Here is a 26931-nt window from a genome sequence, read left to right as displayed (position 1 = left end):
CGAGAGATGAGAAAAAAAGCGATTCTACTATTATTCATTAGTATATGTGTATTGATTGTGGCTGGTTGTTCCAGTTCCGCAAGCAAAGACGATAACACGATTGTTGTAGGAATTGACGATAAGTTTGCTCCAATGGGCTTCCGGGACGAGCAGAATGAAATTGTTGGTTTCGATATTGATTACGCAAGAGCTGCAGCGGAGAAAATGGGTAAAGAAATCACATTCCAGCCGATCGACTGGTCTTCCAAAGAGTCAGAGCTGAACAGTGGCCGGATCGACATGATCTGGAACGGGTACACCATTACGGATGAGCGCAAAGAGAAAGTGCTTTTCACGAAGCCGTATTTGGAAAATAGTCAGGTAGCCATTACCTTGGCAGACTCACCAATTACGAAGCTGGATGAACTCGATGGTAAAAATGTGGGATTGCAGGCACTGTCCTCCGCGGCAGATGCACTTGCAGCAAGTCCCCTGAAGGATAAAGTGAAAGCTTCCGAGTTCAAGGATAACGTGCTTGCACTGACGGATTTGAAGACAAAACGTCTGGATGCGGTCATCATTGATGAAGTGGTCGCGAGATACTACATGTCCAAGGAAGAGGGAACATTCAAACTGCTGGATGAATCTCTTGCACCGGAACAATACGGAATAGGTATCAAAAAAGGCAATGAAGAGCTTCTGAATCAGCTGCAAAAAGCACTGGATGAGCTCAATGCAGATGGAACAGCAGCTAAAATCTCCACCCAATGGTTGGGTGAAGACAAGGTTCTGAAATAGGCAGGTTACACACCTGATATATAGTTCGAAACAAAACGGACCCCGTATTCCACGCTGGAGCGATTTATGCTTCGGAGGAATGCGGGGTTAACAGATTAGAGGAGACAAAATAATGAGTTGGGATTATCTATCGACCATTTTAAAACCGATGCTAGAGGGCGCGCAGACCACCATTTTCATGTTCTTGCTCGCGATCGTATTATCTGTACCGCTGGGATTTGCGGTCACGCTCGCCATGAGAAGCCAGATTAAACCACTGGCATGGATTGCTCATACGTATGTATATGTGATGCGGGGAACACCGCTACTGCTTCAAATTTTATTCTTTTGCTTCGGTTTACCGTTGCTTCCGGTGATTGGGGAGTATCTGGTGTTTGATCGCTTTGTTGCAGCAGGGATTGCGTTCATCCTGAACTATGCGGCGTATTTCGCTGAAATCTTCAGGGGCGGACTGCTGTCCATTGATAAAGGGCAACATGAAGCAGCAAAGGTACTTGGATTAACGAAATGGCAGACAATGACCAAAGTCATCATTCCTCAGATGATTCGTGTAGTGTTGCCTGCAACAGCCAATGAGTCCATTACGCTCATCAAGGATACGGCACTGCTCTACGCCGTAGCTGTACCTGAGCTGTTATATTACGCCCAAGCGGCGGTGAATCGCGACTTGCAGTTAATCCCTTTCTTCGTGGCAGCGGTTATGTATCTACTCATGACACTAGTGCTCACAGTATTGTTCAAGGCACTCGAGAAGCGGTTTTCATTTGAATAAATTAAATCTGATTAATCAAAGGACTGTCTGCATATGACACATATAATAGAAGTAAATCAGTTGAGAAAATCATTCGGTACACTTGATGTACTGAGGCAGGTATCCTTCAACGTGGAACCAGGCGAAGTAATTGCCGTGATTGGGCCTTCGGGTTCGGGGAAAAGTACGATGCTGCGCAGCCTGATTCATCTGGAGGATATTTCGGGTGGAACAATTCGCATTCAGGATCAGACATTGGTTGATAATGGTCGTTATGCGGGTGCCTCAGATATTCGCAAGATAACGGATCGCATGGGTATGGTATTCCAGCATTTCAACTTGTTTCCACATCTGACCGTAGAGGCTAATCTGGAACTCGCACCGAAGACTTTGAAAAAAGAAAGCTCAAGCGTCATTAGGCATCGCAGTCTGGAATTACTCGGCAAAGTCGGACTGTCGGACAAGGCCGACGCCTATCCGGCCAATCTGTCTGGTGGACAGAAACAGCGGGTAGCTATTGCCCGCGCACTCATGATGCAGCCCGACATTCTCCTGTTCGATGAGCCGACATCGGCACTCGATCCGGAGCTGACCGGGGAAGTGCTTCGCGTAATCAAACAGCTTGCCCAGGAAAATATGACGATGATGATTGTCACGCATGAGATGGGCTTCGCCCGTGATGTTGCGGATCGTGTGTTCTTCATGGATAACGGGGAGATCGCAGAGGCGGGGCCGCCAGAACAGATCTTTGGCAATCCAAAGCTTGCACGTACCCGGACGTTTTTGCAGCGGGTGGAAGTGGAAGGATAGAAGGCATTCCAAATCTAAGAAATAACTAAAGAACGCAATCCTATGAGTAATAAGGGATTGCGTTCTTTTTTTGAAAATAATAGCTTATGTCCACAGGTATATATTCCAGATAATCAGTACAAGGGTCAACAAGATATAAGTTGCTACATTCCAAGGAGTTCGAATTCTAAATGTCGTATAACTCATGATTCCAAACAAAACAATGCTAAAACATAATACAGCCAAATTATTCCGATAAAGAGCAATGATCACAAGCATCAAAATCATAAGTATATTCATGATCTTATCGATTTTCATCTGAGTTAATCCCCCAATGTAATCCAGAAAAGTACTATCATAATAATATCTGTATGTTAGAGGAATGATTGGTTTGGATCATCAGAGGGATAAAATAAAATTAATACCAACTCGCTATTTACAAAATGTGGTACACTCATTCCCTCTAAAACATTATAATGAACATACTTATTAAACAGGGAGGGTTCTACCTTGGAACATCGCGATCGCGAAAATGATGTGAATCGTTATTATAACGACACACTTCCACCACCACCTTATGTAATACCAAAAACCAATAGCAAATCGATTGCAGCTCTTGTCTTGGGCATATTGTCCATCGTGATTCCATATGTGGGATTACTGATTGGTATTGTTGCCATCATCATTGCCTCCATATCGCTCAAAGAAATGAAGAACCGCATGGAACAGGGCAGAGGATTAGCCATTGCTGGCCTTGTCTGTGGAATCATCAGTGTAGCGTTATATGTATTACTGATTACGATCGTGCTGTTATTTACTTTCGCTGTCTCGAGTTCTGATATGTACTCTACATACTAGGAAAAGGAATAGGAAGAATATAAATGCTATTGATCACTAGAAAATCTATAGACCGTTTAGCTGAACCGTACAGAGGACCTGATATGCTGGCCTGTTATGCCATTTCACAGACGATTTCATCACCGACGAGCAAAGCGATTTTACTAATCAATAGAGACCGATTAAGAGTTCTCTTTCTCAATGTATTTTCCTCCAAAGTTGTAGAAACGCTCGATTTTGCTCTGAATGATCTGAAAAATCAAAAATTAAAATCTGGAATGGGACTCTCCGCTATATGGTCATTCCAGCTCAATGGTACCCATTGGCGATTTAGCATTATCAAGAAAATGCTTACCCTTGGCTCCATGCAAGGTGATTTTTTGAGTTCTCTGAACCAACACATTGTGAAGGATCTTGGCTAAACTGAATATCGAAACTAACAAAAAGACAAAGGCATATCCTTTTAGCCCAGACTTGCGATCATCCAGCGAGTCAGGACAGGGGGATATGCCTTTGCCTATTTTTTCGTACTACGCGTGAATTGCGACTTCACTGTTGACGTTTTCGTTCTCTATGGTGCGGTGCATCAGGAAGTAAGTTAAGGTTCCTCCTAGACCAATCACCGCAAAGATGCACAGAATACCGATCTGATCCCAAGCCACGCGGAACTGTCCACTTGAGATAACTGCTTTATAACCTGTTACGGAATACGTCATAGGCAGCCATGGGTTAAACACCTTCAACCAACTTGGAATCAGTTCGAGCGGGAAGGTGCCCGCGCTGGTCGTAAGCTGGAAAATCAGCATCAGAATTGCGAGGAATCGTCCCGGGTTCTCCAGCCAAGTCACCAGTGCCTGAATGATGTACATGAAGCTTAGACTGGTCACAAAGCTGAACAAGAGGAACAACGGAACGCTCTGAACTTCCAGACCCAAGCCGTACAATACGAGCCATGAAGCAAGCAGGGATTGCACAGCACTCATGAGCGTGAAAGCCAGCGTTTTGCTCACAAAACGATTCCAGCCACTTGCCTCGCTAACCGTGCTGCCGCGAGTTGGTACAACCAAAGTGGCAATCAATGCCCCGACAAACAGCCCCAGTGACAGGAAGTATGGCGAGAATCCTGTACCATAATTGGGCACCTCATTATATTTATGCTCATCGACCTGAACAGGCTCTGCATACATCGTTACCAGTTCATCGGTCTTTTTCACACTCCCCGTCTGCTCAGCCGCTTCATTCAGCTTGGTGGCAAGTTCGCCAGAGCCGTCCGTTAACTTCAGCGTACCTTCTTTTAACTGAACAGCACCGTCATCGAGCTTATGTGAGCCATCTGCAAGGGTTGAGATGCCGTCTGTGAGCTGGCTTACACCCGCAACCAACTTGCCTGCACCCGCATTCAATTGACCTGAACCGTCCGCAAGTTTGGCTCCTCCAGACGCTGCTTCGGATAATTTGGAATTGAATTGCTGTAGTCCCGTCGCAAGCTTTTCGTGTCCGGCGGATAATTGCGTGGCACCTTGTACGAGTTGTTGTTCACCCTGTACCAACTGGCTGCTGCCTTGATGCAGTTGCTGCTGTGCAGCGTACAGGTTTTGGCTGCCTGCGACCAACTGCTGTCCGCCCTGATACACTTGTTCACTGCCAGCGGCTACGGCCTGACTAGCTGCCAGGAGCTGCTGAACAGCAGGACTTGCGGCCAGTTCCGGACTGGCTTCAGCTAATTGGGCGAGCCCTTGTGCAACCGCTTTGGCACCCTCGCTAACTTTGCCACTGCCCTCAACAGAACTTTGCAGCCCAGCGGTCAGCTTTGCACTGCCTTCCTCGGAAGCCGCTAGACCTGCATTCAGCTTAGCTGCGCCTTCCTGAGCAGATTGAATACCAGCCTGTAGCTGTTTGCCGCCGGTTTGAGCCTGGGTTGCTCCATCACTCAGCTTCGTGCCTGCTGCTGCGAGTTGGAACAGCCCACTGGATAGGGCACTCGCGCCAGTATGAAGATCACCTGTGCCTTGGGCGAGAGTGGACGCACCTTCTTTTAACGAAACTACGCCCGTTTCGAGTTTGTCGGTGCCAGCGGCCAGTTTGGACAGATTCTCTTTTAATGTAGCAGCACCATCATCCAGCTTAGTCGCACCATCATGAATCTGACCTGCGCCATCCCCGGCATCCGCCAAACCGCCTGAGATTTTTTCGACCTGATCCAATAACGTTTCCGTATACGATTCTGTGACTTTGGCGGCGACTTTGGAGCGAATTTGTTTGACCGCCGTGCCGCCAATCTGACCTGCGAGGAAGTTGTATCCTTCATTGGGTTCGTAGATCAGGTCTGCCGGCTCGGGGTGCTCATCCATCAGGGTTGTTGCTTTGGTGGAAAAGTCCTCCGGAATCACAATCGTCATATAATACGTGTTGTTTTGCATACCTTGTTCTGCTTGTTCACGAGTCACGAATTGCCAGTTGAAATCATCACTTTTTTTCAATTCATCGACCAGATTCTGACCGACCTCGAGTGATTTGTCATTGTAGACTGCGCCCTGATCCTTGTTGACCACGGCCACAGGTAACTCATTCATTTTGCCATAGGGGTCCCAGAATGCGTTCAGGAACAGGCCACTATACAGCACCGGAATGAACAGTACAACGAGAATTGGAATAAATACTTTTGGTTTCTTGAAGGCGGACTTCAGATCCTGCCCAAATACGTGGAATGATTTCATCATGTTCTCTCCCCATCCTTACGCTAATCCGTTTGTTCTATCTCTATTATGTTTTGAAACTATTGGCATGCCTTTCTCTAGGTGGGGGATAAGCCATTCTTGAGAAAGAGGCCCACAAAATCCTTGATCTGATCCTTATGCAGCGTAGGGTGCGCTTTGTTCCAATCCGAGGTTAAGGTGACATACAGCTTCAGCAGGACAAAAGAAACCAGCTTGGGATTGTCCCTGCGAATCTGTTCCAACTCCATGGCACGGCTGACCTGACGCTCCAGATATTCGAGAATGGCTGTCTCCACTTTCTGCAAACCTTCCTTGGCTTGCGGTGTACCGAACTCGTTAACCTCCTGAAAGAGCTTGATCAACAACTCATGTTCCTCCCGGTACTCCAGCAGAGAATCCATGCTCATATGCACGTTATCCAGAAAGGAATTCTCTTCCTTCACCGTCTGCTCTGTAATCTGTCTCATATCCGCAATAATCGAGCGCAGAATCTCGCTGAACAGTTCTTCTTTATTATCGAAAAAAGTATAGATCGTTCCCTTGCCCACATTGGCAAGTCTCGCAACCTGCTCCATCGTTGTGGCTTTGTAGCCAAACAGGGCAAAGGATTTCTCGGCAGAATCCATCACCTGTTGCCTTCGATCTATCGTTTTCATCACATATACACCTCCTTATAGGTTGAAATGATAATGGGTAAGGTAAGTATTTAATGACCGATTTACTATTTTGGTCAACTGGTCGTTAACAAATGTAGCACTTGAACAGGGAAGGTGGATGTGATCTTTGTCATAAAAGTGCTGGGATAGGTTCCATAGGTGCGAATGTGATGCTCATATGAAAAAGCAATGACGGAGCGTTTAACGAGTAGAATAGCTGAGCGAAAAAAAGCTTGTAACTATGTCTTCGTTGAATCCGTCTAATAGGTTGAGGTGATTGAGAATGAAACCATTTAAATATTGGAGCCAGCGTTTGAGTATACTTTTGATTCTAGTCATTATTGTTGGCTGTGGAACACCAAATAAGGGCGAAATAACATCCAAACCCCAGGAAACGGATACGAAAGAAGTTTCAAAGGAATCAACGAAGAGATGCCCGGGAACCATTGAATGGATTGATTTTCTGATGTTCAATGATGTTACATACTTTCAAAACAACGAAGGGACCAAAGAGGTACCTGCAGAGCAAATTGGGGATAGGATAGGGGAAGTGAGCTACATGCTGAACGAGCATGCGTGTGCGGATCACGTGACCGAGAATGGTGATGCGGCATATCTTCCAATTGGAACCGTTATACATGAACTAAAAGGTTATAAGTCCCATTATCGAATAGTAGCGAATAATAAGGTTTACGAAGCAAAAGAAAATCCCAATGCTAAGACAATGGGAGACCTGATGGACATTGAAGACAAAGTGGAAAAAGTCAGCCTTGAAAGCGGGAACGATGGCAGCCCAATCGGTGACTTTCCCCAAGAAGCCGCATCCGAATTCATGAACGAGCTTTTGCCGTTGCGATATGTTGGCTTTGAAGAGGTTTATAAGAAATCCAAGCATGAGACAGGGATTTTTTTACGTGTGCACCTTCAAGATGGAACATCTTTTCGAATGGTTTATTATCCGAAAGCGAATGCTTTCTCAGCAGGTGCATTTGGAACAGAAAAGATACAATCATTAATCGTTTCTCAAAGAAAAGAAATTAAAGCAGCTGCAGGATTATAGTGGATTGGAGGTTCAACAATCAGTTGATGACACCACTGTCTGTTAAATGATACCGGGAAGGTATAGAGCCTACCCTGGTAACAACAAAAAAACCAAGGCTTTGAGTGTAGTCACTCATGAGCCTTGGTTTTTTACTGTGTCGTATTCTTGTTCTCTGTATCCTATTAATTCTATTCTGCGCGTACTTTAAAGAATGAGATCAGTTCTTGAAGTTGCTCGGATACAACCGAGAGCTCATCGGAGGCACTCACAATGGCTGCCATGGAGGCTTCCTGCTCTTCAATGGACTGCTCAATTTGTTTACTGCTGCTTGCTGCCTTGCTGACATTGGCAGACAGTTCATCGGCCGTGGCAGACATTTCTTGTGTGCTTGCCGAGATTTCTTCGGTAGAACTGGAGATATCCTGGATCTGGTTTGCAACTTTGTTCGTAGCAGTCAGAATATTTTCGAAGAATACACCTGTCTCTTGGGTAACTTCCAAGCCTTTGGTGACTTCCTTGGAACCCAACTGCATCGCCTCGGAAGACTGCATGATATCCCTCTGAATTTCTTCAATTAACTGCCGAATTTGCTTCGCTGATTCCTGGGATTGTTCTGCCAGGTTACGCACCTCGCCTGCAACCACGGCAAAACCTCGTCCTTCTTCGCCTGCGCGGGCCGCCTCGATCGAAGCGTTAAGCGCCAGCAAGTTGGTTTGTCCGGCAATCTCCGTGATCAGATTAACAATGTTGCTAATCTGGTTCGAATTGTTTTCCAACGATTGGATGGAGTTTGACGTATTTTGCACTGCACCAGAAATCAGGCGCATCTGCTCAATGACTTGTTGCATCACCACATTACCCGTGCTGGAGCGCTGCTCCATGCTGAGTGCTTCATCTGCCACATCGGCTGAACTGCTGGCAATGGTCTGCACTACCGTTGACATCTCTGTCATGGCGCGTGCATTCTCCACAGTGGCTTTGTCCTGTGACACCAGCCCAGTGGATATTTCCCGGATGTTGTGGCTAATGGATTGAATATTAACATTATTTTTCTCGGAAATGCCCAGTAGTTGTTTGGAAGATTCCGAGAGGTGATGCGAAGTATTCTGTACTTTATAGATCGTTGTATTGAATCGATGGATCATCGCATTAAACTTCTCGTTGATAATACCCAGATCATCTCGCCCCGTGTCGATGGTTACGTCCAAATTACCCGTGCTGACTTCTTCGATACCTTTCATCAGGTTGCGGATTGGAAGCAACGTTCTTTTCAGCAATATGAATTGCAACACCATGAACAGGATTAGGAATCCGACAAGGAACATCAATCCGTACGTAAGCAATTCCTTAAGTCCTTTTGGAACGGCACTTGCATCAACATCGAAATAAAGAGCAGCGTACATGGAGCCATCTGCGTTATTAATAGGGTAGATCAGAGTGGTCCAAGTTCCGTACTCGTCCGTGTAGAAATCACTGAAAGCAGGCTTCCCGTCCTTTTTCATCTGTTCCAACACCACGACGTTATTTTGAGGTAGCGGATACATGGCACCTGCGGGCAGATTACCTTCCTCGAATGGTTCCAACAGGTTCGTTGGAATGGCGATGATGGACGTTCCGTTTCCTTCTTCAAGTTCTGAACCGAAAATGTACGCCTGTGCGATGTTTGGATAGAACACATGGATGGAATCAAGGTAAGCTTTCATTTCCTGCTGTACAGGACCGGAGTAGCTTTTTTCCTTAGCCGCTTCTGCCACTTTGGCAGTGTCGAGATCGTCATACCATTTCTGGGTGATAACGGTAGCCTGGTCGTGCAACTGTTCAACCAGGATGTTTTTCTGCAATTGATATGCGGCAGTAATCAGGATCACACCAATCAACGTGATACTGCCGAATGAAATTACCAAATTTTTGATAAAGAAAGGCATGGTACTCCAGCGAAGCTTATTAAACAAGATGGTTCACTCCTTCTACAAATATGAAAATGCACTGTACCTGGATGGGACGCTATACGCTATGTAATCTAACGAATATTTAGTGGGAAATTGTTATCGTGCAACTTCTATAATTCTAGTTTTACTGTGGTTACGTGACATTCTCTTATGATGCAGTGTGCTTCTTGCATTGTTACAAGTTCTACTTCACTTATAGGACCCCCAGGTAAGTTACTTCGTAGAATATATCGTTATAAAGTCATGTTAATATTAGCTTTTCGTGCGAAAATGGTTCTAAGGTACTGGTTCTGTGGGCGTGTTTTTCGTTTTCGATCTTTATTATTACGTTTGTTAATGCAAGGTCAGGAGGACTAAAACATGATATAACAAGACGTTGGATTGATGATTAATTTCAAATAAACGGGACTCCCCATTCATGAAGGGGACCTTTTGGGCTTGTTTGCCATGACCTAAAGAAAACACAAGAGAACGAAAAGACAGTCCATTGTTGCCCTTATGCAGGAGCGCTAAGATAAAGTTGTTAAAGCGTTTACATTATGAATTGAAGGGAGCTTAACTCGGATGCCAGAAATTACGATCAGGCTGTATGAAGGCAGGACGGATGAGCAAAAGCAGGAGATAGTGGAGGTGTTCACACGCGAGCTCTCGCGTATTATCGACCGTGAGCCGGATTATATTTCCGTTGAATTCAATGAAATCCCATGGGACGAGAACGTTCCTGATAATTTGAGAGCCATGCAATCACAGAAGCAGGGAGGGGAGAAGACGTGAAGCCGGCGGATATCGTGCCACCAAGCCGAGGGACAACCAGACTTCACTCGTCTGGTCTGGGCACCCGGCTCGGAGATACAGGACGTTATCTGTGGCGATATCGGATCCTATATCTGCTCTCCGTACCGGGCATCCTGTATTTTTTCCTCTTCAAATATGTACCTTTATTCGGTTCAGTGATTGCCTTTCAGAATTACAACATTTTCAAAGGCATCACCGGCAGTGATTGGGTAGGGTTGGAGCATTTCCAGAAGATGTTCAGCCATTATGACTTTTTGCGAATTCTCAATAATACACTTCTGCTTGGACTATATGATCTGGTGATTGCATTCCCGGTACCGATCTTACTGGCCATTCTGCTAAATGAAGTACGGATGATTGTATTTAAGCGATTGCTGCAAACGATTGTATACATGCCTCACTTTCTATCCTGGGTCGTTATTAGCGGAATCTTCATGGGCATTTTCTCGATGGATGCCGGGGTGGTGAACAAGGCACTTGGGTTTCTGGGGATGCAACCAATCTACTTTCTTGGAGAAGACTCGTACATTCGTTCCATTCTGATTGGTTCCGGGATCTGGCGTGACTCCGGGTACGGGACGATTATTTTCCTGGCTGCCATTGCCGGCATCAATCCCGATCTGTATGAGGCGGCAGAGGTGGATGGAGCCGGACGTTTGAAGCAAATATGGTCGATTACCCTGCCATCCTTGCTGCCGACGATTATGATCCTGCTGCTGCTGCACATTGGGAAGTTCCTCGATCTGGGCTTTGAGCGTGTGTTTGTATTCCTGAATCCGCTCAATCTGGAATCGGGTGAAATTCTCGATACGTATATTTACAAAGCCGGACTTCTCTCACAGCAATACAGTTATACAACGGCCATCGGATTGTTCAAGTCGGTCGTGGGTTTGATGCTTGTTCTACTTGGTAATTTCTTCAGCAAAAAAACAACCGGCGAAAGCCTGTATTAGGAGGCGAGTTCTATGCGTACCCCCAGTGTCCGTTACCGTATATTTCGCATTGGTAATCTCGTTTTTCTTACGCTGCTCTCGTTGACAATGATTCTGCCTTTCATTAATGTGCTGGCCCAGTCCCTTAGCAGCTCGGAAGCGATCATGGGTGGAAAGGTTAGCTTCTGGCCTGTTGATTTTACCTGGATCAATTACGAATATGTATTTGGCGATGCTGCGTTCTGGCGGGCATTTGCGGTATCGGTTGGGGTGACGCTGTTCGGGACGCTGGTCAATCTTGCTGCAACGGCATCACTTGCGTATCCTGTGTCTCGTCCCGAGTACAAGGGACGCTCTCTCGTTGTCATGTTTGTCCTGGTGACCGTCGTATTCTCGGCGCCGCTCATTCCGAACTTTATCCTGATGAAGGAGCTGCATCTGGTCAATAATCCACTGGTGCTGATTGTGCCCGGAGCGATTAACGCCTTTAATTTCTTCGTTATGCGCTCGTTCTTCGCACAGTTGCCGGGTGAGCTGATTGACGCTGCCCGCATCGATGGCTGTGGAGAATTCGGTATCATCTGGCGTATCGTCATCCCATTGTCCAAACCGGCCATGGCATCACTCGGTATTTTCTATGCCGTGGGCCACTGGAATGCGTATTCCACGGCGCTCTATTATCTGAATGATCCGGCCTGGTGGCCGATCCAGGTAACACTCAAGAAGCTGTTTGAAAGTGACGATATTTCCGTCGATCCAGGTTCTGCCGTCTATAGCACCCTTGCGCATACATCGCCGGAAGGCATCAAAATGGCAACCATTATTATCGCCACCTTGCCGATCATTATCATTTACCCTTTCCTGCAAAAGCATTTTGTAAAAGGAATCATGGTCGGCTCCGTCAAATCTTAAGTACAAGCAACATACAGATCTGACGGAAACGGGGGAATGGCGATGTTCAGAATCTTGATTACGGACGATGAGCCAATGATTCGAATGGGTCTGGCGAAGATGATCAAACAAGCGGGACTGTTCGACTGTGAGATTCGGCAGGCTGCACATGGGGAAGAAGCTCTCCAGGTGATGGGAGACTTTCGGCCGCACATCCTGTTTACGGATATCCGCATGCCAACGATGGACGGTATTGAGCTATGCCGTCGTTTATCCGAGCAAGGCAGTACGATACGCATTATTGTGGTCTCCGGTTATTCGGACTTTGAATATGCAAGAGCCTGTATGGATTATGGGGTAAAGCGATATTTGCTCAAACCTGTGGGACGACAGGAGCTTCATGAACTGCTGCTCAAATTGCTGGCATCCGAAGAGGATAAACCTACGGTTTCTCTTGTACCCGTGAGGGAGCTGAACGATTGGGCGAAGCGTCTGGAAGAGGCGATATGGGAGCTTAGACAATCCGATGTGACGGAGTTGCTCGCAGCATGGTCAGATCGTTATCCGGCATATGCCCTGATGCCTGAGCAGACAGCGGAGCTTTTTCAGGAATTGCTGGAATTGATTGTAGCCAGAATGAATGCACGGGGAAACGGAACGATGAGTACGTCCAGTCAGATTAATGAAAGCGCTTCCTCAAAAGAGTGCTTCAAGGCTCTGGGCAACGAAATCCAGACGTTAATGAAGACGATTAAGGAAAAGCGCAGCGGCAAGCGCAAGCATCCGGTGGAAGAAGCTAAGGCTTATCTGGAGCAGCATTTGCGCCGGGAAGTGTCACTGGACGAGATTGCTGCCAAGTTGGGACTGAACCCGTCCTACTTCAGCCAACTGTTTAAACAGACGACAGGTCAGACCTTTATTCAATACCGGATACGCAGCAAAATGGAACTGGCCAAACGCATGCTGGAACAGCCGGGCAACCGAATTACGGATATATCCTACGAAGTGGGGTATGCGGATCATCCCCATTTTACCAAGACATTCAAGAAGATTACCGGACTGACCCCGTCCGAATACCGTAGCAAGTTGGGCATTGAATGATGAAGCGCAGCCTGTCGATCCGCCTGTTCTTTCATTTTGCCATCGTGATTACGTTGTCCCTGTCTGCTATCAGCTTGTTTACCTACACCTATGCCTCGACTGAGATGAACGATCAGCTGGCGGACAACATCGCCCAAACGATGCGCAATACGGCGTACCAGACCGACCTGTATTTGCAAAATTATGATCGCGCAACCTACTCCATCCTCTCCAATGGAAGTGTGAAGCATTTCCTCGATATGAATTCGGAGGATAGTTATGCCTATTACGAGTACAGCCGTCAGATTAAAAGGAACGTGTTCCCGCCTGTATTTATGTTATATCCACAGATCAAGTTCCTGTATGTTATCGGGAAGAACGGGCGGGTTGTCATCGATGACAACCAGAATTCAGCGGGCATACCCGATATCGATGCTGCACAACAGTATAAGGAGCTGCTCGCTGCAACTCCTGCGAATGGCGAATCGATGTTGCTCACCCGCAGTATTCGCAGTGGACAGAGTTCGAATGTCATTACGATTGCACGCCGGATCAGGGGGATGTCCTCCTACACACCAAACGGAGTGCTGGCGATGGAAGTGAATGTGCTTGAGCTGGACAACATCTGGGGAGAACTCGATCTCGGTCAAGGGGGATATCAGTATGTGATGGATCAGAGCGGAAATGTCATCTACCTTCCTGGGGTCGAGGAGGCGCAAACCGTGATGTCATCCAGCACCGTGGACAGACTTATGCACATGGAGGCAGGATCACTGGAACAGAACACGGAAGGCACCAAACGGCTGTTTATATCGGAACTGTCTGCCTATTCGGGCTGGCGCTTTGTTGCTTCCGTGCCGCTGTCGGAGCTTCAAAGGCCGATTGCAACGATTCGCTCAGCTACATTATGGGTTGGTGCAGGAACCTTGCTCGCTGCGCTTATTGTGGCGTATCGGATCGGAGCATCTCAAGTGGAACCCATTCGGGTGCTGATGAACGGAATGAGACAGACTGAGAAGGGAATCTGGAACAAGGTGGAAATGAAGGAAAGGCGCGATGAGATCGGCGTGCTGATCCGCAGCTATAATCTGATGGTCAGCCGTTTGTCGGATATGATTGAGAGTGTATACGAGTCGGAGCTGCGCCGCCAGAAGTCGGAAATTGAGCTACAGCAGGAGGCGTTGGAACGACACCGTGCGGAATTTCAGGCGCTCCAGTTGCAGATCAATCCGCATTTTCTCTACAACACGCTGGAGACGATCAAATGTTATGCCGTTGTACAGGACTCCGAAGAAATTGCACAGATGGTGGAATCGATGGCCCATATGCTCCGTTATTCCATTCAGACCAATCTGGAGGAAATTACGGTGGCCAATGAGTTGAAGCATGTACTCGCCTACCTTTCCATCATGAAACATCGCATGGATCGGGAGCTTGAAGTGGAGGTCATCATTGCACCGGATCTGTTGCTGGAAAAAATGGTTCGTCTCACCCTCCAGCCCCTGGTGGAGAATGTGTTGCAACATGCGTTTCCACAGGGCATGGAACCGGGTCATTATATCCGCATCGATGCTCGGCGCCTGGAAGATCGCTTCCTTGTGATCGTGCAGGATAACGGCATGGGCATGAACGAGGAACGCCTGAAGAAGCTGCGTGACCGTCTGGAATTGAATCGTCTGGCAGGGGAAGACTCCGATGATGTCTACCATCGTGGAGGCATTGGTCTTATGAATGTCCATCGACGGATTCAACTGGTATTTGGAGAAACGTATGGCTTGATGATTGAGAGTGAGCGGGGCTTGGGAACGACCATTACGATGGCGCTTCCGGCCGATCAGCACAGCAAGCGGATTTAATGTAATTGAAACCAATAACAGGGAGGAAGATCAAACATGAATATTAACTTGCAGAACAAAATTGCATTGGTAACAGGTTCCAGTGGAGGGATTGGCGCTGCTATTGCCGGGGCATTAGCTCGCTGTGGGGCAAAGGTGGCTGTGAATGGGCTGCATAATATGGAGAGGGCGGAGGAGGTCGTGGCAGCGATTCGGGATGCTGGTGGTGAAGCAGCGGCATTTCAGGCCGATGTGACCGATATGGATGCCATAGAATCGATGGTTGGGGATATCACGCTTCGTTTCGGCGGTCCGATTGACCTGTTGATCAATAACGCTGGACATCTGGTGGAGCGTAGTCCTATTGAAACGATGAGCGAGGAGCTGTATAGCCGGATTATGGATGTCAATCTGAAGAGCGCCGTCTTTGTCTCCAAAGCGGTCATTCCTGGCATGAAGGCGGCTGGCGGCGGACGAATTATCAATCTGACCTCGGTAGCGGCTCATAATGGTGGCGGGCCGGGTGCAGCTATTTACGCAGCATCCAAGGCGGCTGTCATTGCATTAACCAAAGGACTTGCCAAAGAACTGGCTCCTGGCGGGATTACGGTCAATGCCCTTTCACCGGGCTTCATCGGACAGACTGCGTTCCATGCTACGTTCACCTCGGCGGAAGGCCGAACTTCTGCTGTAGGCAGCATCCCCCTTGGACGGGAAGGGACTCCCGATGATGTCGCAGGTGCGGCGCTGTACCTGTGTTCCGAGCTGGGTGCTTTTATAACCGGAGAAACGATTGAGATCAATGGCGGAATGTACATGCGTTGAGGCTACATCATTGCGATAAGGAGGAACGATACGATGGAAGTGAAACGGAAGCTTGTAGAAAGACCGTTGTACCAACCCATTAGTGGGCCGTTCCATGTGGACTATGCCCCTGACGAGCATACCGTTCTGGCAGAGAATCCGCCAAGGTTTACCTGGATGGCGGCACAGCAGGAGGATGAGAATGCCTATCTGCTGCAAGTATCGGCGAGCCCTTCTTTTCAGGAAGAAGAGACGATGACCTATACGCCGCTCCCGTATAATTTTTTCACACCTGACCGGGTGTTTCAACCTGGAGAGTATTATTGGCGATATGCGCTGCTTGTGGATCATCCAGTGCAGCAAGGAAGCGAAGCCGAAACGGATGCCGTGCAGGAGAAACAGCAGGAAATGTCATCATGGAGTGAGGTGCGGCGGTTTACGGTTCCAGCGGGACTACCTGAGACACCTCTACCCTCCCGGGCACAGCGATACGTTTCCACAGACACATCTCACCCAAGGCTGTGGCTTGGTGAGCGTGGACTGAATGCTCTTGCCGATGGCGTTGCGTCCGATTCCACGTATTGCGGCTGGGATGTGTTTATGGCAAATTCCGTGGAACCGTGGGCAGACCGTGAGCCAATTCGTGAACCGCTGCCTTACCCGGAGAACAAACGCGTCGCCACGTTGTGGAGACAAATGTACATTGACTGTCAGGAAACGTTATATGCGATTCGGCATCTCAGTATCGCTGGGCGGGTGCTTCGAGACGAACGGCTGCTTGAAGCGGCGAAAACCTGGCTGTTGCATGTGGCGGCCTGGGATACGGAGGGAACGACCTCCCGCGATTATAACGATGAGGCGGCTTTTCGGGTCGCAGCGGCGCTCGCTTGGGGTTATGACTGGCTGCATGATGAGTTGAACAGTGAAGAGCAAAATGTGGTAAGGAGCAGTTTGCTGCGGCGGACAGAACAGGTAGCCCAGCATGTGATGGTCCGCTCAAAGATTCATCATGTGCCCTATGACAGCCATGCAATTCGTTCATTGTCTTCCGTATTTGTACCGTGCTGTATGGCTTTGTTGCATGAGGAGCAGCAGGCTGCAGAGTGGCTGGATTATGCGATCGATTATTATGCCTGTCTGTACTCCCCCTGGGGAGGAAGTGATGGAGGTTGGGCTGAAGGTCCGATGTACTGGACAACAGGTATGGCTTACGTGACCGAAGCGATGAATCTGCTGCGAAACTATGCGGGCATCGACTTCTTCCGTCGACCGTTCTTCCAGCGTACCGGGGATTTTCCACTCTACATGTACCCGCCTGATGCACGGCGCGCCAGCTTTGGAGATCAGTCTACGCTGGGTGACCCGGTAAATTTGAAAACAGGCTATCTTGTGCGCCAACTGGCAGGTGTTACAGGCAACCGCTGGTACCAGTGGTACTTTGAGCGTGTACGCCAATCCGATCCGGGGACAGAGGGAGCCTTTTATAACTACGGCTGGTGGGATTTTAACTTTGACGAATTGGTATATCGCCACGATTATCCGCAGGTGGAGGAAGAGTCACCTGTGAACATCGAGCCGCTCAAATGGTTCCGGGATGTGGGATGGGTAGCTATGCATCACCGGATGGATGATCCGGATGAGCATATGATGCTGCTGCTCAAGTCAAGCCGTTACGGCTCCATCAGTCATAGCCATGCGGATCAGAATAGCTTCACTTTGCATGCGTTCGGTGAGCCGCTTGCGGCGGATACGGGCTATTATATCGCGCATGGAAGTTCCTTTCACCGGGAATGGCGCAGGCAGACACACTCCAAAAACAATCTGCTGATTGGCGGAGCAGGTCAGTATGCCGAGAACAACAAAGTGCTGAACATGGCGGCAACCGGGCAGATCGAAGATGCCTATTGGCGGGATGGCGATGGTTATGTGCGCGCGGTAGCGACCGATGCCTACGCCAGCACCGTACCGCATGTGAAGCGTGTTGTACGGGAAATACATTTTCTGCAATCATCCTACTTCGTCATTGTGGACCACATTGACCTGAAGAAGCCGGACAGCGTTCAATGGCTGTTCCATGCACTACACCCGTTACAGCTGAAAGGGCAGACCTTCCGTCTGAACGGTACTAAGGCAGGGCTTGAGGGGACATTTGTCTATGCTTCCTCCGGTGAACTGTCGCTCAGCCAGACGGATCAATTCGCAGAGGTGGACCCGACAGAGTATGAAGGGCTGGACAGACATTATCATCTAAGCGCGGAAACACGGCCTGCTTCAAGCCATAGAATTGTAACGCTGCTTGTGCCATATAAGATTGAGGAGCCGAAGTATGTCCCTTATTTCATCGATGACCAGGATCACGGCATTCATCTATATTTTACCGACAACGGTGTAACGAAGAAGATCGAGGTATCCAAGACGTACTAGTAAGTGCTGACCTAAAGAAAACGCAATCTCATCTAAAACATCCCCATTGTTGCAGGCGGTGGGGATGTTTTACCATCTATATGAAAGCGCTTCACCAACGAGTGGTACCTAAATCTAAATCAGGATGAAAAGAGGGGTAGCATGAAAAAGTGGATGGTCACAGGCATGGCGCTATTGCTGGCGACAACCGTCATGGCGGGATGCAGCACTGGAAGCGGGGCGAATTCCGGTGAGAATGGGGGAGACGGCAAGACGAGGTTCTCCATGTCACTGCGAACGCTGGCGTATACGTATGTGGAGAAGTCGCCCGACATCAACCAGGATAAATGGGTGAAAAAGCTGGAGGATCTGACCAATACAGATCTCAAAATTGTCCTGGTGCCTCATAAGGAATATGAGCAGAAAATGGTGCAAATGTTTGCCACCAATGATATTCCTGATGTGGTGCAGGGTGACGGCGGCGTCAACGGCAAGGAGATGGCCGGCTCGGTCGAAGCCGGAGTATTTCAGCCACTGGATGAGTTGTTGCAGCAGTATGGGCAAGATTTGCTGAAAGCCGTGCCGAAGGAAGCCTGGGACCAGGTTACCCATGACGGCCAGATCTATGCCATCCCTGAATATTTATCCAATCCATCCCGCCGGGCAACCTGGATTCGTAAGGATCTGCTGGATCAAACCGGATTGCCGGTGCCTACCACGGTGGAGGAGACAATGGAAATGCTGCGCGCCTTTAAAAAACTTGGCGTGGAGAATCCATATATGGGGCGTGAGGATTTCAAATATGCGGATACCTTCTTTGGTGCCTATGATGTGCAACAGTTCCTCTCCATGATGGAGCAGCAGGGCGACCAGATTGTACCAAAGTTCATGGATAACGAGAATATGCAGCAAGCCCTGACGGTTTATAAGACGATGTACGAAGAAGGGCTGATTAACAAAGAGTTTGCGACCATCAACTCCACCGTATTCAAAAATACGATCCTCTCCGGCAAGGCAGGCATGTGGTCCATGAATGCCAACGAACTGATCCAGTGGGAGAAGCAGATTAAAGCGTCGGTTCCCGATGCCAAAATTGAGATTATCCCTTCCCCTGTCGGTCCGGACGGAAAGGGCGGGTATTATCTGTACGGTCCTGTGACACGTGCCTACTTTATTAATAAGGATGCGGCCGATCCGGCTTCCATTATCCGTTTTTTCAACTGGATGGTGTCTGATGAAGCGGAGAAGTTCTTTACGTACGGTACGGAAGGAGAGACCTACACAGAGGATAATGGTGTGATTTCATATACAGCTCCAACCGACTCTGCTGGTGTGGACGAGGAGCGTTACCGTCAATCGTTCTTATGGTTCGTACAGGACACAACATACAACAAAGGCTCCCTATCCCTGACTGAAGAAGGCAGAAAGCTGATGAATATTTACGATACGGTTTTAGCCAAAGAAGGTCGGGATGGCATTAACTTTGATCCGCGTTTGGAAGCTTTTGTACAGAATCCCGATATTGCTCCCAATTCGGATACACCTCCTCAGGTATTGCTCACACACATGATCAAGATGGTTTATGGCAAGGAGCCGATATCCGATTGGCCGAAGGTAGTTGAGGAATGGAAATCCAAAGGCGGGGATCAGGCCATCAAGGAAGCCACAGAGAAGTTCAAGAACGGTGAAGGCGTGTCGGCACCGCGTCGCTAGAATTGTTCGACATAAGCAATGATTACCATCAGCAATTGCAAAGGTATAACGTCAGGAGATTGGACTACCGTGCGGAGGGGATACAACTGAATAATTTGTTCAAAACGTGGAAAAAGCGCGTTGTCCTTGTTGCCATGTCTATGATTCTCATTAACGGTACCATCGTTCCCGTGCATGAAGTTCGGGCAATGGAAGATGTCATTTCTAGCTCTATTCGTAACCCTACACAGGAAGAAAGAGAAAACGTCCCTGAGCCGGAGGGCCCGGAGCTGGAGATTTACGCGGAAAACTTTGATGACCCGGACAATTTTGGCTCTACAGGTGGAATTGCATTGAGAGCTCCCTGGTCGCAGGAAGGGGCAGGTGGAAGCAAGGCCAAGACGTCATCTTCCACCACTGCTCCCTCGCTGCCCAATATGATCAAGATGGACGGAACCGATGCGCTTGCACTGCCTCTAAACTTGACTGGATACGGAAATATTCGGCTGAGCTACTACACGCGTGCTTCCTCCTATATAAGTGGGAGTGTGATTATCGAATGGTCGAAGGATGGTGGTACATCCTGGACGACGCTGGAGACATTTGAACTTCCCCCGGGCACCCCGGACCTGAAGAACAAGGAAGGCAATACGCTAAAAAGCTGGACGCTGGGTTCGGAAGCGAACAATATCAGCACGGTTAAAATTAGATTTCGGACGGGAGATGCGATGCAGGCCAACATGTATATCGACAATGTTGCCATTTACGGTCAGGCTATTCCCGGAATAACGCCTGCTCCCTCCCCAGTGCCACCAGGAGAGGGGAATACTGAATTTACGCCACCACAAGGAGTGACTTTGTACGAAGATGTGGAGATAGGTACAGCTGGTGGGCGGGCGATGTATTCATCCATTGCCGTTCCCGAGATAGCGGCAGCAGAACCGATGCCAGTCATGGTCTATATCCATGGAGGTGGATGGAACCACGGGGACCGGAAGCAGGCATTGAACTCCATATGCAATTATGTACTCAAACGCGGTTACATTGGTGTGTCTCTGGACTACCGACTGACGCCTGAGGCACCTTTCCCTGCCCAGATTCAGGATGTGAAGCTTGCTATTCGATACCTGCGAGCTCATGCAGAGCAGTACAATCTGGACCCAAGCCGTATTGGTGTCTGGGGATCATCGGCGGGCGGACATCTGGCTGCATTGCTCGGTACAACAGGGGACATGGTCGCTGGTGACACTGTAGAGCTCGATACAGGGGTGACAGTAGATATACCTGATCTGGAGGGTTCAGGCGGATGGCCTGAGTATTCCGACAAAGTGCAGGCAGTCGCCGACTGGTACGGACCTGCCGATTTTACGACGACATTTGCCAATAACTATAGCTCGATCACGGCTCTGCTTGGCGGGCATCGTGCGTTCGATGTTCCGGAGCAGGCCAGACTTGCCATGCCGGGCACGTATGCTTCAACGGATGATCCACCATTCTGGATTCGGCACGGTGATGCTGACGCCACTATTCCCTATACCGACAGCGTTGCTTTCGCGGGACAGCTTCAATCTGCGGGTGTGCCGATTGTGGATATGAAAGTCGTACCCGGTCAGGGCCATGGATTTACAGGGACGGCTTCCGAGACTGCGAATGCAGAGGCATGGGCCTTTTTGGATGAACATGTGAAGAACCGGATCGTTACGGAGCCTATTATTCTCAAAAGCAATCCTGAAGACACTTCGCCTGAAGATGAAGAAGATGAAGGAAAACCGTTGATTGAAAAGGTCATCGCCAGTAAGCTGCCAAGCGACGATGCGGCGATTGACAGCAGCAAGCCTGACCTGAATTTCAATCAGGCCACGGGCTCCAGTACCGGATTACTAAGCATCTCTTCCACTTCTTCAACCAAGAAATATGTGTACTTCAAATTTGATATGACTGGAAATGAGCCGGAAGGAGATCGGTATCGATTGCGGATTGCCGCCAAAAAAGGCACATCAAATATCGATACCACGTTGTCTCTGTACGGTTTGAATGAAACAGACTGGAGCGAATCATCGTTAACCTGGTCGAATGCTCCGGTCCAAAGTCTGAGCGAAGGTTCGCTGCTCGGCACATTCCAGGTTACGGCAGATCGGAATGGAAGCCCGGCCGTCTACGAAGTGGATGTAACCGATGCTGTGAAGAGTCGTCCAGATGCGGATCAGGTTGCATTTTTGCTTGCGGATGCGGAATCAACGGGTGTTTCCGTGAACGTATACACCAAGGAAGCGAACGGAACGAGCAATCCGCGTCCACAGTTAGCAGTCATTGCTTTGATCGAAGAAGGCAGTGACACGCAGTCACCCGAATGGGAGCAGGGAGCTGAGCTTGAGATTCGCAACTGGGGGACAGATTTTGCGGAACTAAGATGGCCAGCGGCCAGCGATGATACAGCTGTATCTGCCTACCGGATTTATCGGGATGGAGTTTTGCTGGCTGAACAAGATAAACAGTCATTTCATGACAGCGAACTTGCAGCTGGGACATCGTATACGTTTCAAGTGAAAGCAATTGACGAGGCGGGCAATATCAGCAGTGCTTTATCAACCGAGATGACAACCCTAGACTTCCCGTTATCGTCCCTGCCTGTGGCTTCTGTCACGGCAAGTGGCAGCGACGGTAACCTGGCGACCAATACCATCGACAATAACAGCTATACACGCTGGTCTGTTGCCGGGGAGGGGCAATGGATCACATTTGATCTGGGTCAGGTACAGTCAGTGGGTTATGTGGGGATTGGTTTTTACAAAGGGGATGTCCGAAAGACCTTTTTTGAGATGGAATCGTCTCTTGACGGTGAGCAGTGGACCCAGGTATTCAACGGCGAAAGCAGTGGGAATACAACCGAAATGCAGGCATTTGATATCCCAGACACTTCTGTACGTTATGTACGGATCACCGGCCATGGCAATTCCGATGCAAGTATTTACACAAGTCTGACCGATGTGCATCTGTATGCCCCTTTTGCAGGGGGAGGGACACCTGTGGCTCTGATCCCATACATCGTTCCACAACCACCTGAAGGGACGATGCCCTTTATCGCCCCAGGTCTGACGGAAACAGATGGTACACCACATGCTGTCCATGTTCCACATGCCGTGACCGGACGTACAATTGATGTACGGGATTATGGAGCAGATCCTGCCGACAACACGAGTGATGACCGACCAGCAATACAGGCCGCCATTGATGAGGCTGACGTGGGTGATGAAGTGTTTCTACCCAATGGAGTGTACAATTTGTTATCCGGGCCGGATGGAACCACCAACCTGATGCTCAAATCCGGGGTGAATCTGAGAGGAGAGAGCCGTGAAGGAACCGTGCTCCAGACATCGCTGGATCAGGTGACGGGCAGTGCCGTTCTGAAGGCATCGGCTCAGCATAGCATTCTCGTATCCAACATGACCCTAACTTCATCCTGGTCCGGAAGCTACACGACGGATCATCAATCCAATAATCCCTCCGCAGGGGGGCCGGATAGTCTGATTCATATCGCTAATTATGGCGAGGTACCATCGTATGACATTACAATTGACGGCGTAATTGTGGAAAAGTTCAAACGAATGGCTATCCGAATTGAGCATAGCCGCGATGTTGTTGTGAAGCATGCAACCTTCCGCAATGCAACAGATCTGGGCCCCGGAGGTTCAGGATACGGAATTTCGATTCAGGGAACGGCCAAGACCGATCGACTCGGCTTTGACAATGATACGTTATGGAATGTGGTGGAGGACAGTACATTTGAGGGTCCTTATCTCAGACATGGAGCACTGATTCAGTTTGTGGCTCACAATAACGTGTTACGCGGCAATACATTTAATGGAACCAAGCTGGATGCCATTGATCTTCATGGTGAACTGGAGTATTTGAATGAAATCTCCGGCAATGTCATTACGGATGTGCTGACAGGTGCAGGGATTGGGCTTGGCAATACAGGGGGTTCAGCGCCCAGCAACCACAGCAAGTCTGGCAAAGGAAACTACATTCATGACAACACAATCAAGAACAGCCGGATCGGTATTTCGGTGACGATGGGTACCCCCGATACTCTAATTGAGGATAATCTCATCGAGAATACAACCACGATTGCAGATGCGGCTGGAATCAAAGTATTGAATGGACCGGGTACGGTGATTCGCGGCAATGTCATTCGTAACAATACTGCCAGTGGATACTGGGGCGTACGGCTTGAGCGCGACAAAGGCGATGCTGGAGCTGGCAATATTGGCGAAGGGAATCCCGAGAATGTGTTGATTGAGGATAACCGAATCGAAGGTAACACAAACGGAATCGGCTTGTTTGCCGGAGTCGGCATTCTGCTAAAGGCTAACATTCTAAACAACGTGAATGAGGACTACTACCAAGCTGAAGGTGTGACCGTTACCGAGCTATAAAGGATCAGAATAAGTAGCTTAGCAGGTATCTATATAAGTTGAAGCTCAATTTTACACCTAAACGGAGAGTGCAGAACCAATTTGAAGAAGCGTAGCGTTCGCCTTTATCACCGGATTTTCCCCTTAAACAAAGGGAATGATGAAAATCTGGGGATAAGAGTGATCGGAAAATGGTACTGCAATCGGAGTGATAAGGTGTAACATTTATAGTTCAACTTATGTAGCCTGATGGGCTACTTTTTGTTATGGTCGTTATTTAAGTTTCACTAAAGGTTCGTCCTCTACCATGGTTACATAAGCCTCAGTTGCTTAACAGAAACCAAGAAGGAGGATTTATCATTTTGAATAATTTATTACGAAAAGCAGCAGTAACGGCATTATCCGTCACCATGGTAACGTCATCTTTTGGCCTGATTGCAAGTCCGAATGCGGCATATGCTGCAGAAAGTACAGCAACAACCGCGAGTGCAGGCGTGACACAAGCTTATGAATCGTTGTTCCAGACGGATAACGTCATTGATGTCAATGTAACGATTGATGATGCAGACTGGAATAGTATGCTCGAAAGCCCGCTCGATAAGGATTACAAGAATGTGAGTGTGGACGTGGACGGCAACAAGCTGGAGAACGTCGGTTTCTCCACCAAGGGGAACCTGACCCTGAAAGCCGTAGCCTCGATGGAGGATTCGGATCGATACAGCTTCAGACTGAAGTTTGATAAATACGACAAAACACAAACCCTGCTCGGACTGGACAAAATGGTGTTGAACAACAACTACGCCGATCCATCCTACATGCGTGAAGTTCTTCATTATGAAGCACTGCGAAGTATTGGCATGGATGTACCAATGACGAACTACGTCAATCTGTATGTTAATGGCGAACTGGTCGGTTTCTACACCGGGGTTGAAGCCGTAGATGACAGTTACTTGGAACGCAACTACGGGGAGGATTACGAAGAAGGTGTGCTCTATGATACGGATGAGAAGAGTTATCTTCAATATGAAGTGGGCAGTGACTACAGTACAATCACCAAAGACTTGGGTACGGATAAGGACAAAGCCAAATTAAAAACCTTCATCCAAACGCTGAACGAGATGCCAGAAGGCGAAAAGGGTGATATCGAGAGCGTGCTGGACGTGGATTCGGCGCTTCAATATATTGCAGGCAACATGGTTTTCGGCAACTATGACAGCTATAGCGGCGACAAAGGACATAACTACATGCTCTACGGCGATGAGGATGGCAAGTTTACAGTTGTGCCTTGGGACTTTAACATGTCCTTCAATGGATATTCCGGTGGAGGCGGACGTGGTACAACAACCGGATCGACCACGACCAGCACCAATGCAACGAACGTATCTGTGGATGAGCCTGTACTAGGCATTAGCATGGAAAATGTACCGATGATTAATAACCTGCTTGCTGTGCCGGAGTATAAGGAAAAATATTTGAGCTACGTCAATGAACTGACAGACTATATGGAAGGCATTCAGGATCGTATTACTGGCCTTGCCGATGAGATTCGTCCTTATGTAGAAGCAGATCCAACGAAATTCTATACGACAGAACAGTTTGAATCCAACATCGCTTATTCTGCCAATGCAGATGTCGCAGGGGGGATGGGCGGAACACCACCTGAAGGATTTGAGGGAATGACACCACCTGAGGGCATGGAAGGCATGACACCGCCAGATGGAGCAACACCTCCGGATGGCATAACGGGAACAACAGATAGCACAGGCAATACGCAGACACGTCCTGGCGGTAACTTTGGCGGTGGAGGCGGAGGTATGGGCTCCATGGCAGCCGGGTCACTAACCACATTTGCACTGAACCGCCTTGCGAATCTGCAAGAGCAACTTGGGCGTGAAGTAACGCCGCTGCCTGAGACTTCGGAAGAGGCAGGCTCGAATACTTCATCTGGAACAACTGACAAAACCATTACCGTAACACTCGATGGTAAATCGATCACATTCCCGGATCAGGACCCGCTAGAGCAAAGTGGAAGAGTGATGGTACCTGTGAATGCAATCCTTGAAACACTTGGTGCAGAAGTGACTTGGGACAAAACGGCGAAGACGGTAACGGCTGTTCTGCATGATCAGACCCTTGTGCTCAAGATCGGAAGCAGCACAGCAACGGTAAATGGAGAGACAATTGAAATTGATGCACCAGCGATCATTCAAAACAGTCGCACACTCGTGCCTGTACGCTTCATCTCTGAAGGACTGGGACTTACCGTGGACTGGGATCAAACTGCATCACAAGTAAGTCTTACATCCAAATAAGCAATATCTTCTGTGGTGCAACGTTGTTGTACGGAGAATGAGAGAAGGGATTCGATGGTCAGATCGAATCCCTTTTTGCTCTGCTTTTGTAGATTAGAAAGGAGCGAAGACATATCCAATTTATCGTTCCAGATTGATATTTAATTTCCAACCAGCAGATCATTCTCACATAATTACGGAGAAAGCTGAAAAACTTTGATTTTTATTTTTGATAACTGTGACAAATGTCACTGAAATCTTATAAATATTGTGAA

The 26931-nt window shown here is 48.4% G+C and carries 19 protein-coding genes; 16 read left to right on the top strand and 3 right to left on the bottom strand.

From position 1 onward, the window contains the following. Positions 1 to 6 precede the first annotated feature (6 nt). The 5 genes from FE296_RS21130 (at position 7) to FE296_RS21110 (ending at position 3576) form a co-directional block, all read left to right on the top strand. A complete protein-coding gene (locus FE296_RS21130) occupies positions 7 to 777 on the top strand; it encodes an amino acid ABC transporter substrate-binding protein (protein ID WP_036672520.1) in 771 nt (256 codons plus the stop codon). Between the two features lie 112 nt (positions 778 to 889). Further along, positions 890 to 1549: an amino acid ABC transporter permease gene (locus FE296_RS21125; RefSeq protein WP_105600918.1), complete on the top strand. Its 660-nt coding sequence runs from the start codon at positions 890 to 892 to the stop codon at positions 1547 to 1549. Between the two features lie 33 nt (positions 1550 to 1582). Beyond that, complete coding sequence (locus FE296_RS21120) at positions 1583 to 2338, top strand: amino acid ABC transporter ATP-binding protein (RefSeq protein ID WP_124117218.1); 756 nt, start codon at positions 1583 to 1585, stop codon at positions 2336 to 2338. Positions 2339 to 2827: 489 nt separating this feature from the next. After that, positions 2828 to 3175, top strand: coding sequence for a DUF4190 domain-containing protein (locus tag FE296_RS21115; protein WP_150366207.1), 348 nt, complete (start codon positions 2828 to 2830; stop codon positions 3173 to 3175). Positions 3176 to 3198: 23 nt separating this feature from the next. After that, positions 3199 to 3576, top strand: a complete 378-nt coding sequence (locus FE296_RS21110; RefSeq protein ID WP_124117216.1) for a hypothetical protein — start codon at positions 3199 to 3201, stop codon at positions 3574 to 3576. A 108-nt stretch (positions 3577 to 3684) separates the two neighbouring features. Here the strand turns inward: FE296_RS21110 and FE296_RS21105 are convergent, their stop codons facing one another. Further along, positions 3685 to 5871: a YhgE/Pip domain-containing protein gene (locus FE296_RS21105; protein WP_150366326.1), complete on the bottom strand. Its 2187-nt coding sequence runs from the start codon at positions 5869 to 5871 to the stop codon at positions 3685 to 3687. A 77-nt stretch (positions 5872 to 5948) separates the two neighbouring features. Next, positions 5949 to 6527 (bottom strand): TetR/AcrR family transcriptional regulator, encoded by a 579-nt coding sequence (locus tag FE296_RS21100; RefSeq protein ID WP_150366325.1) that lies wholly within the window; start codon positions 6525 to 6527, stop codon positions 5949 to 5951. 283 nt (positions 6528 to 6810) lie between these two features. Between FE296_RS21100 and FE296_RS21095 the strand changes: the two genes are divergently transcribed. After that, entirely contained in the window at positions 6811 to 7587 is a 777-nt protein-coding gene (locus FE296_RS21095; RefSeq protein WP_190945408.1) for a hypothetical protein, read from the top strand. Between the two features lie 170 nt (positions 7588 to 7757). Here FE296_RS21095 and FE296_RS21090 read toward each other — a convergent pair whose 3' ends face one another. After that, entirely contained in the window at positions 7758 to 9494 is a 1737-nt protein-coding gene (locus FE296_RS21090; protein WP_150366324.1) for a methyl-accepting chemotaxis protein, read from the bottom strand. Between the two features lie 588 nt (positions 9495 to 10082). Here FE296_RS21090 and FE296_RS21085 point away from each other — a divergent pair. The 10 genes from FE296_RS21085 (at position 10083) to FE296_RS21040 (ending at position 26677) form a co-directional block, all read left to right on the top strand. Then, entirely contained in the window at positions 10083 to 10292 is a 210-nt protein-coding gene (locus tag FE296_RS21085; protein ID WP_124117213.1) for a tautomerase family protein, read from the top strand. Between the two features lie 56 nt (positions 10293 to 10348). Continuing rightward, complete coding sequence (locus FE296_RS21080) at positions 10349 to 11266, top strand: ABC transporter permease (RefSeq protein WP_223868986.1); 918 nt, start codon at positions 10349 to 10351, stop codon at positions 11264 to 11266. Positions 11267 to 11278: 12 nt separating this feature from the next. Next, positions 11279 to 12157, top strand: coding sequence for a carbohydrate ABC transporter permease (locus FE296_RS21075; RefSeq protein WP_124117211.1), 879 nt, complete (start codon positions 11279 to 11281; stop codon positions 12155 to 12157). A 42-nt stretch (positions 12158 to 12199) separates the two neighbouring features. Then, positions 12200 to 13237, top strand: a complete 1038-nt coding sequence (locus FE296_RS21070; protein ID WP_124117210.1) for a response regulator transcription factor — start codon at positions 12200 to 12202, stop codon at positions 13235 to 13237. Continuing rightward, positions 13234 to 15072, top strand: coding sequence for a cache domain-containing sensor histidine kinase (locus FE296_RS21065; protein WP_150366205.1), 1839 nt, complete (start codon positions 13234 to 13236; stop codon positions 15070 to 15072). The genes FE296_RS21070 and FE296_RS21065 overlap by 4 nt, the downstream gene beginning before the upstream one ends. A 36-nt stretch (positions 15073 to 15108) precedes the next feature. Beyond that, complete coding sequence (locus tag FE296_RS21060) at positions 15109 to 15876, top strand: SDR family NAD(P)-dependent oxidoreductase (protein WP_150366204.1); 768 nt, start codon at positions 15109 to 15111, stop codon at positions 15874 to 15876. A 33-nt stretch (positions 15877 to 15909) separates the two neighbouring features. After that, positions 15910 to 18279, top strand: a complete 2370-nt coding sequence (locus FE296_RS21055; RefSeq protein ID WP_150366203.1) for a DUF4962 domain-containing protein — start codon at positions 15910 to 15912, stop codon at positions 18277 to 18279. A gap of 141 nt (positions 18280 to 18420) precedes the next feature. Further along, complete coding sequence (locus FE296_RS21050; protein WP_150366202.1) at positions 18421 to 19971, top strand: extracellular solute-binding protein; 1551 nt, start codon at positions 18421 to 18423, stop codon at positions 19969 to 19971. Positions 19972 to 19973: 2 nt separating this feature from the next. Beyond that, entirely contained in the window at positions 19974 to 24386 is a 4413-nt protein-coding gene (locus FE296_RS21045) for an alpha/beta hydrolase fold domain-containing protein (RefSeq protein ID WP_223868970.1), read from the top strand. A 341-nt stretch (positions 24387 to 24727) separates the two neighbouring features. Continuing rightward, entirely contained in the window at positions 24728 to 26677 is a 1950-nt protein-coding gene (locus tag FE296_RS21040) for a CotH kinase family protein (protein ID WP_150366201.1), read from the top strand. The last annotated feature ends 254 nt before the right edge of the window (positions 26678 to 26931 follow it).

Origin of the sequence: Paenibacillus sp. UASWS1643 (assembly GCF_008693195.1) — a bacterium.
Lineage (GTDB): Bacteria > Bacillota > Bacilli > Paenibacillales > Paenibacillaceae > Paenibacillus > Paenibacillus amylolyticus_B.
Note: the sequence above shows the minus strand (reverse complement) of the source record. Positions and strands in the feature narration are given on the sequence as shown.

Coding starts and splice junctions, on each gene's coding strand:
- FE296_RS21060 (WP_150366204.1), top strand. CDS start 15,109: ATGAATATTAACTTGCAGAACAAAATTGCATTGGTAACAGGTTCCAGT.
- FE296_RS21050 (WP_150366202.1), top strand. CDS start 18,421: ATGAAAAAGTGGATGGTCACAGGCATGGCGCTATTGCTGGCGACAACC.
- FE296_RS21105 (WP_150366326.1), bottom strand. CDS start 5,871: ATGAAATCATTCCACGTATTTGGGCAGGATCTGAAGTCCGCCTTCAAG.
- FE296_RS21070 (WP_124117210.1), top strand. CDS start 12,200: ATGTTCAGAATCTTGATTACGGACGATGAGCCAATGATTCGAATGGGT.
- FE296_RS21065 (WP_150366205.1), top strand. CDS start 13,234: ATGATGAAGCGCAGCCTGTCGATCCGCCTGTTCTTTCATTTTGCCATC.
- FE296_RS21090 (WP_150366324.1), bottom strand. CDS start 9,494: ATGCCTTTCTTTATCAAAAATTTGGTAATTTCATTCGGCAGTATCACG.
- FE296_RS21055 (WP_150366203.1), top strand. CDS start 15,910: ATGGAAGTGAAACGGAAGCTTGTAGAAAGACCGTTGTACCAACCCATT.
- FE296_RS21085 (WP_124117213.1), top strand. CDS start 10,083: ATGCCAGAAATTACGATCAGGCTGTATGAAGGCAGGACGGATGAGCAA.
- FE296_RS21100 (WP_150366325.1), bottom strand. CDS start 6,527: ATGAAAACGATAGATCGAAGGCAACAGGTGATGGATTCTGCCGAGAAA.
- FE296_RS21075 (WP_124117211.1), top strand. CDS start 11,279: ATGCGTACCCCCAGTGTCCGTTACCGTATATTTCGCATTGGTAATCTC.
- FE296_RS21095 (WP_190945408.1), top strand. CDS start 6,811: ATGAAACCATTTAAATATTGGAGCCAGCGTTTGAGTATACTTTTGATT.
- FE296_RS21120 (WP_124117218.1), top strand. CDS start 1,583: ATGACACATATAATAGAAGTAAATCAGTTGAGAAAATCATTCGGTACA.
- FE296_RS21125 (WP_105600918.1), top strand. CDS start 890: ATGAGTTGGGATTATCTATCGACCATTTTAAAACCGATGCTAGAGGGC.
- FE296_RS21110 (WP_124117216.1), top strand. CDS start 3,199: ATGCTATTGATCACTAGAAAATCTATAGACCGTTTAGCTGAACCGTAC.
- FE296_RS21130 (WP_036672520.1), top strand. CDS start 7: ATGAGAAAAAAAGCGATTCTACTATTATTCATTAGTATATGTGTATTG.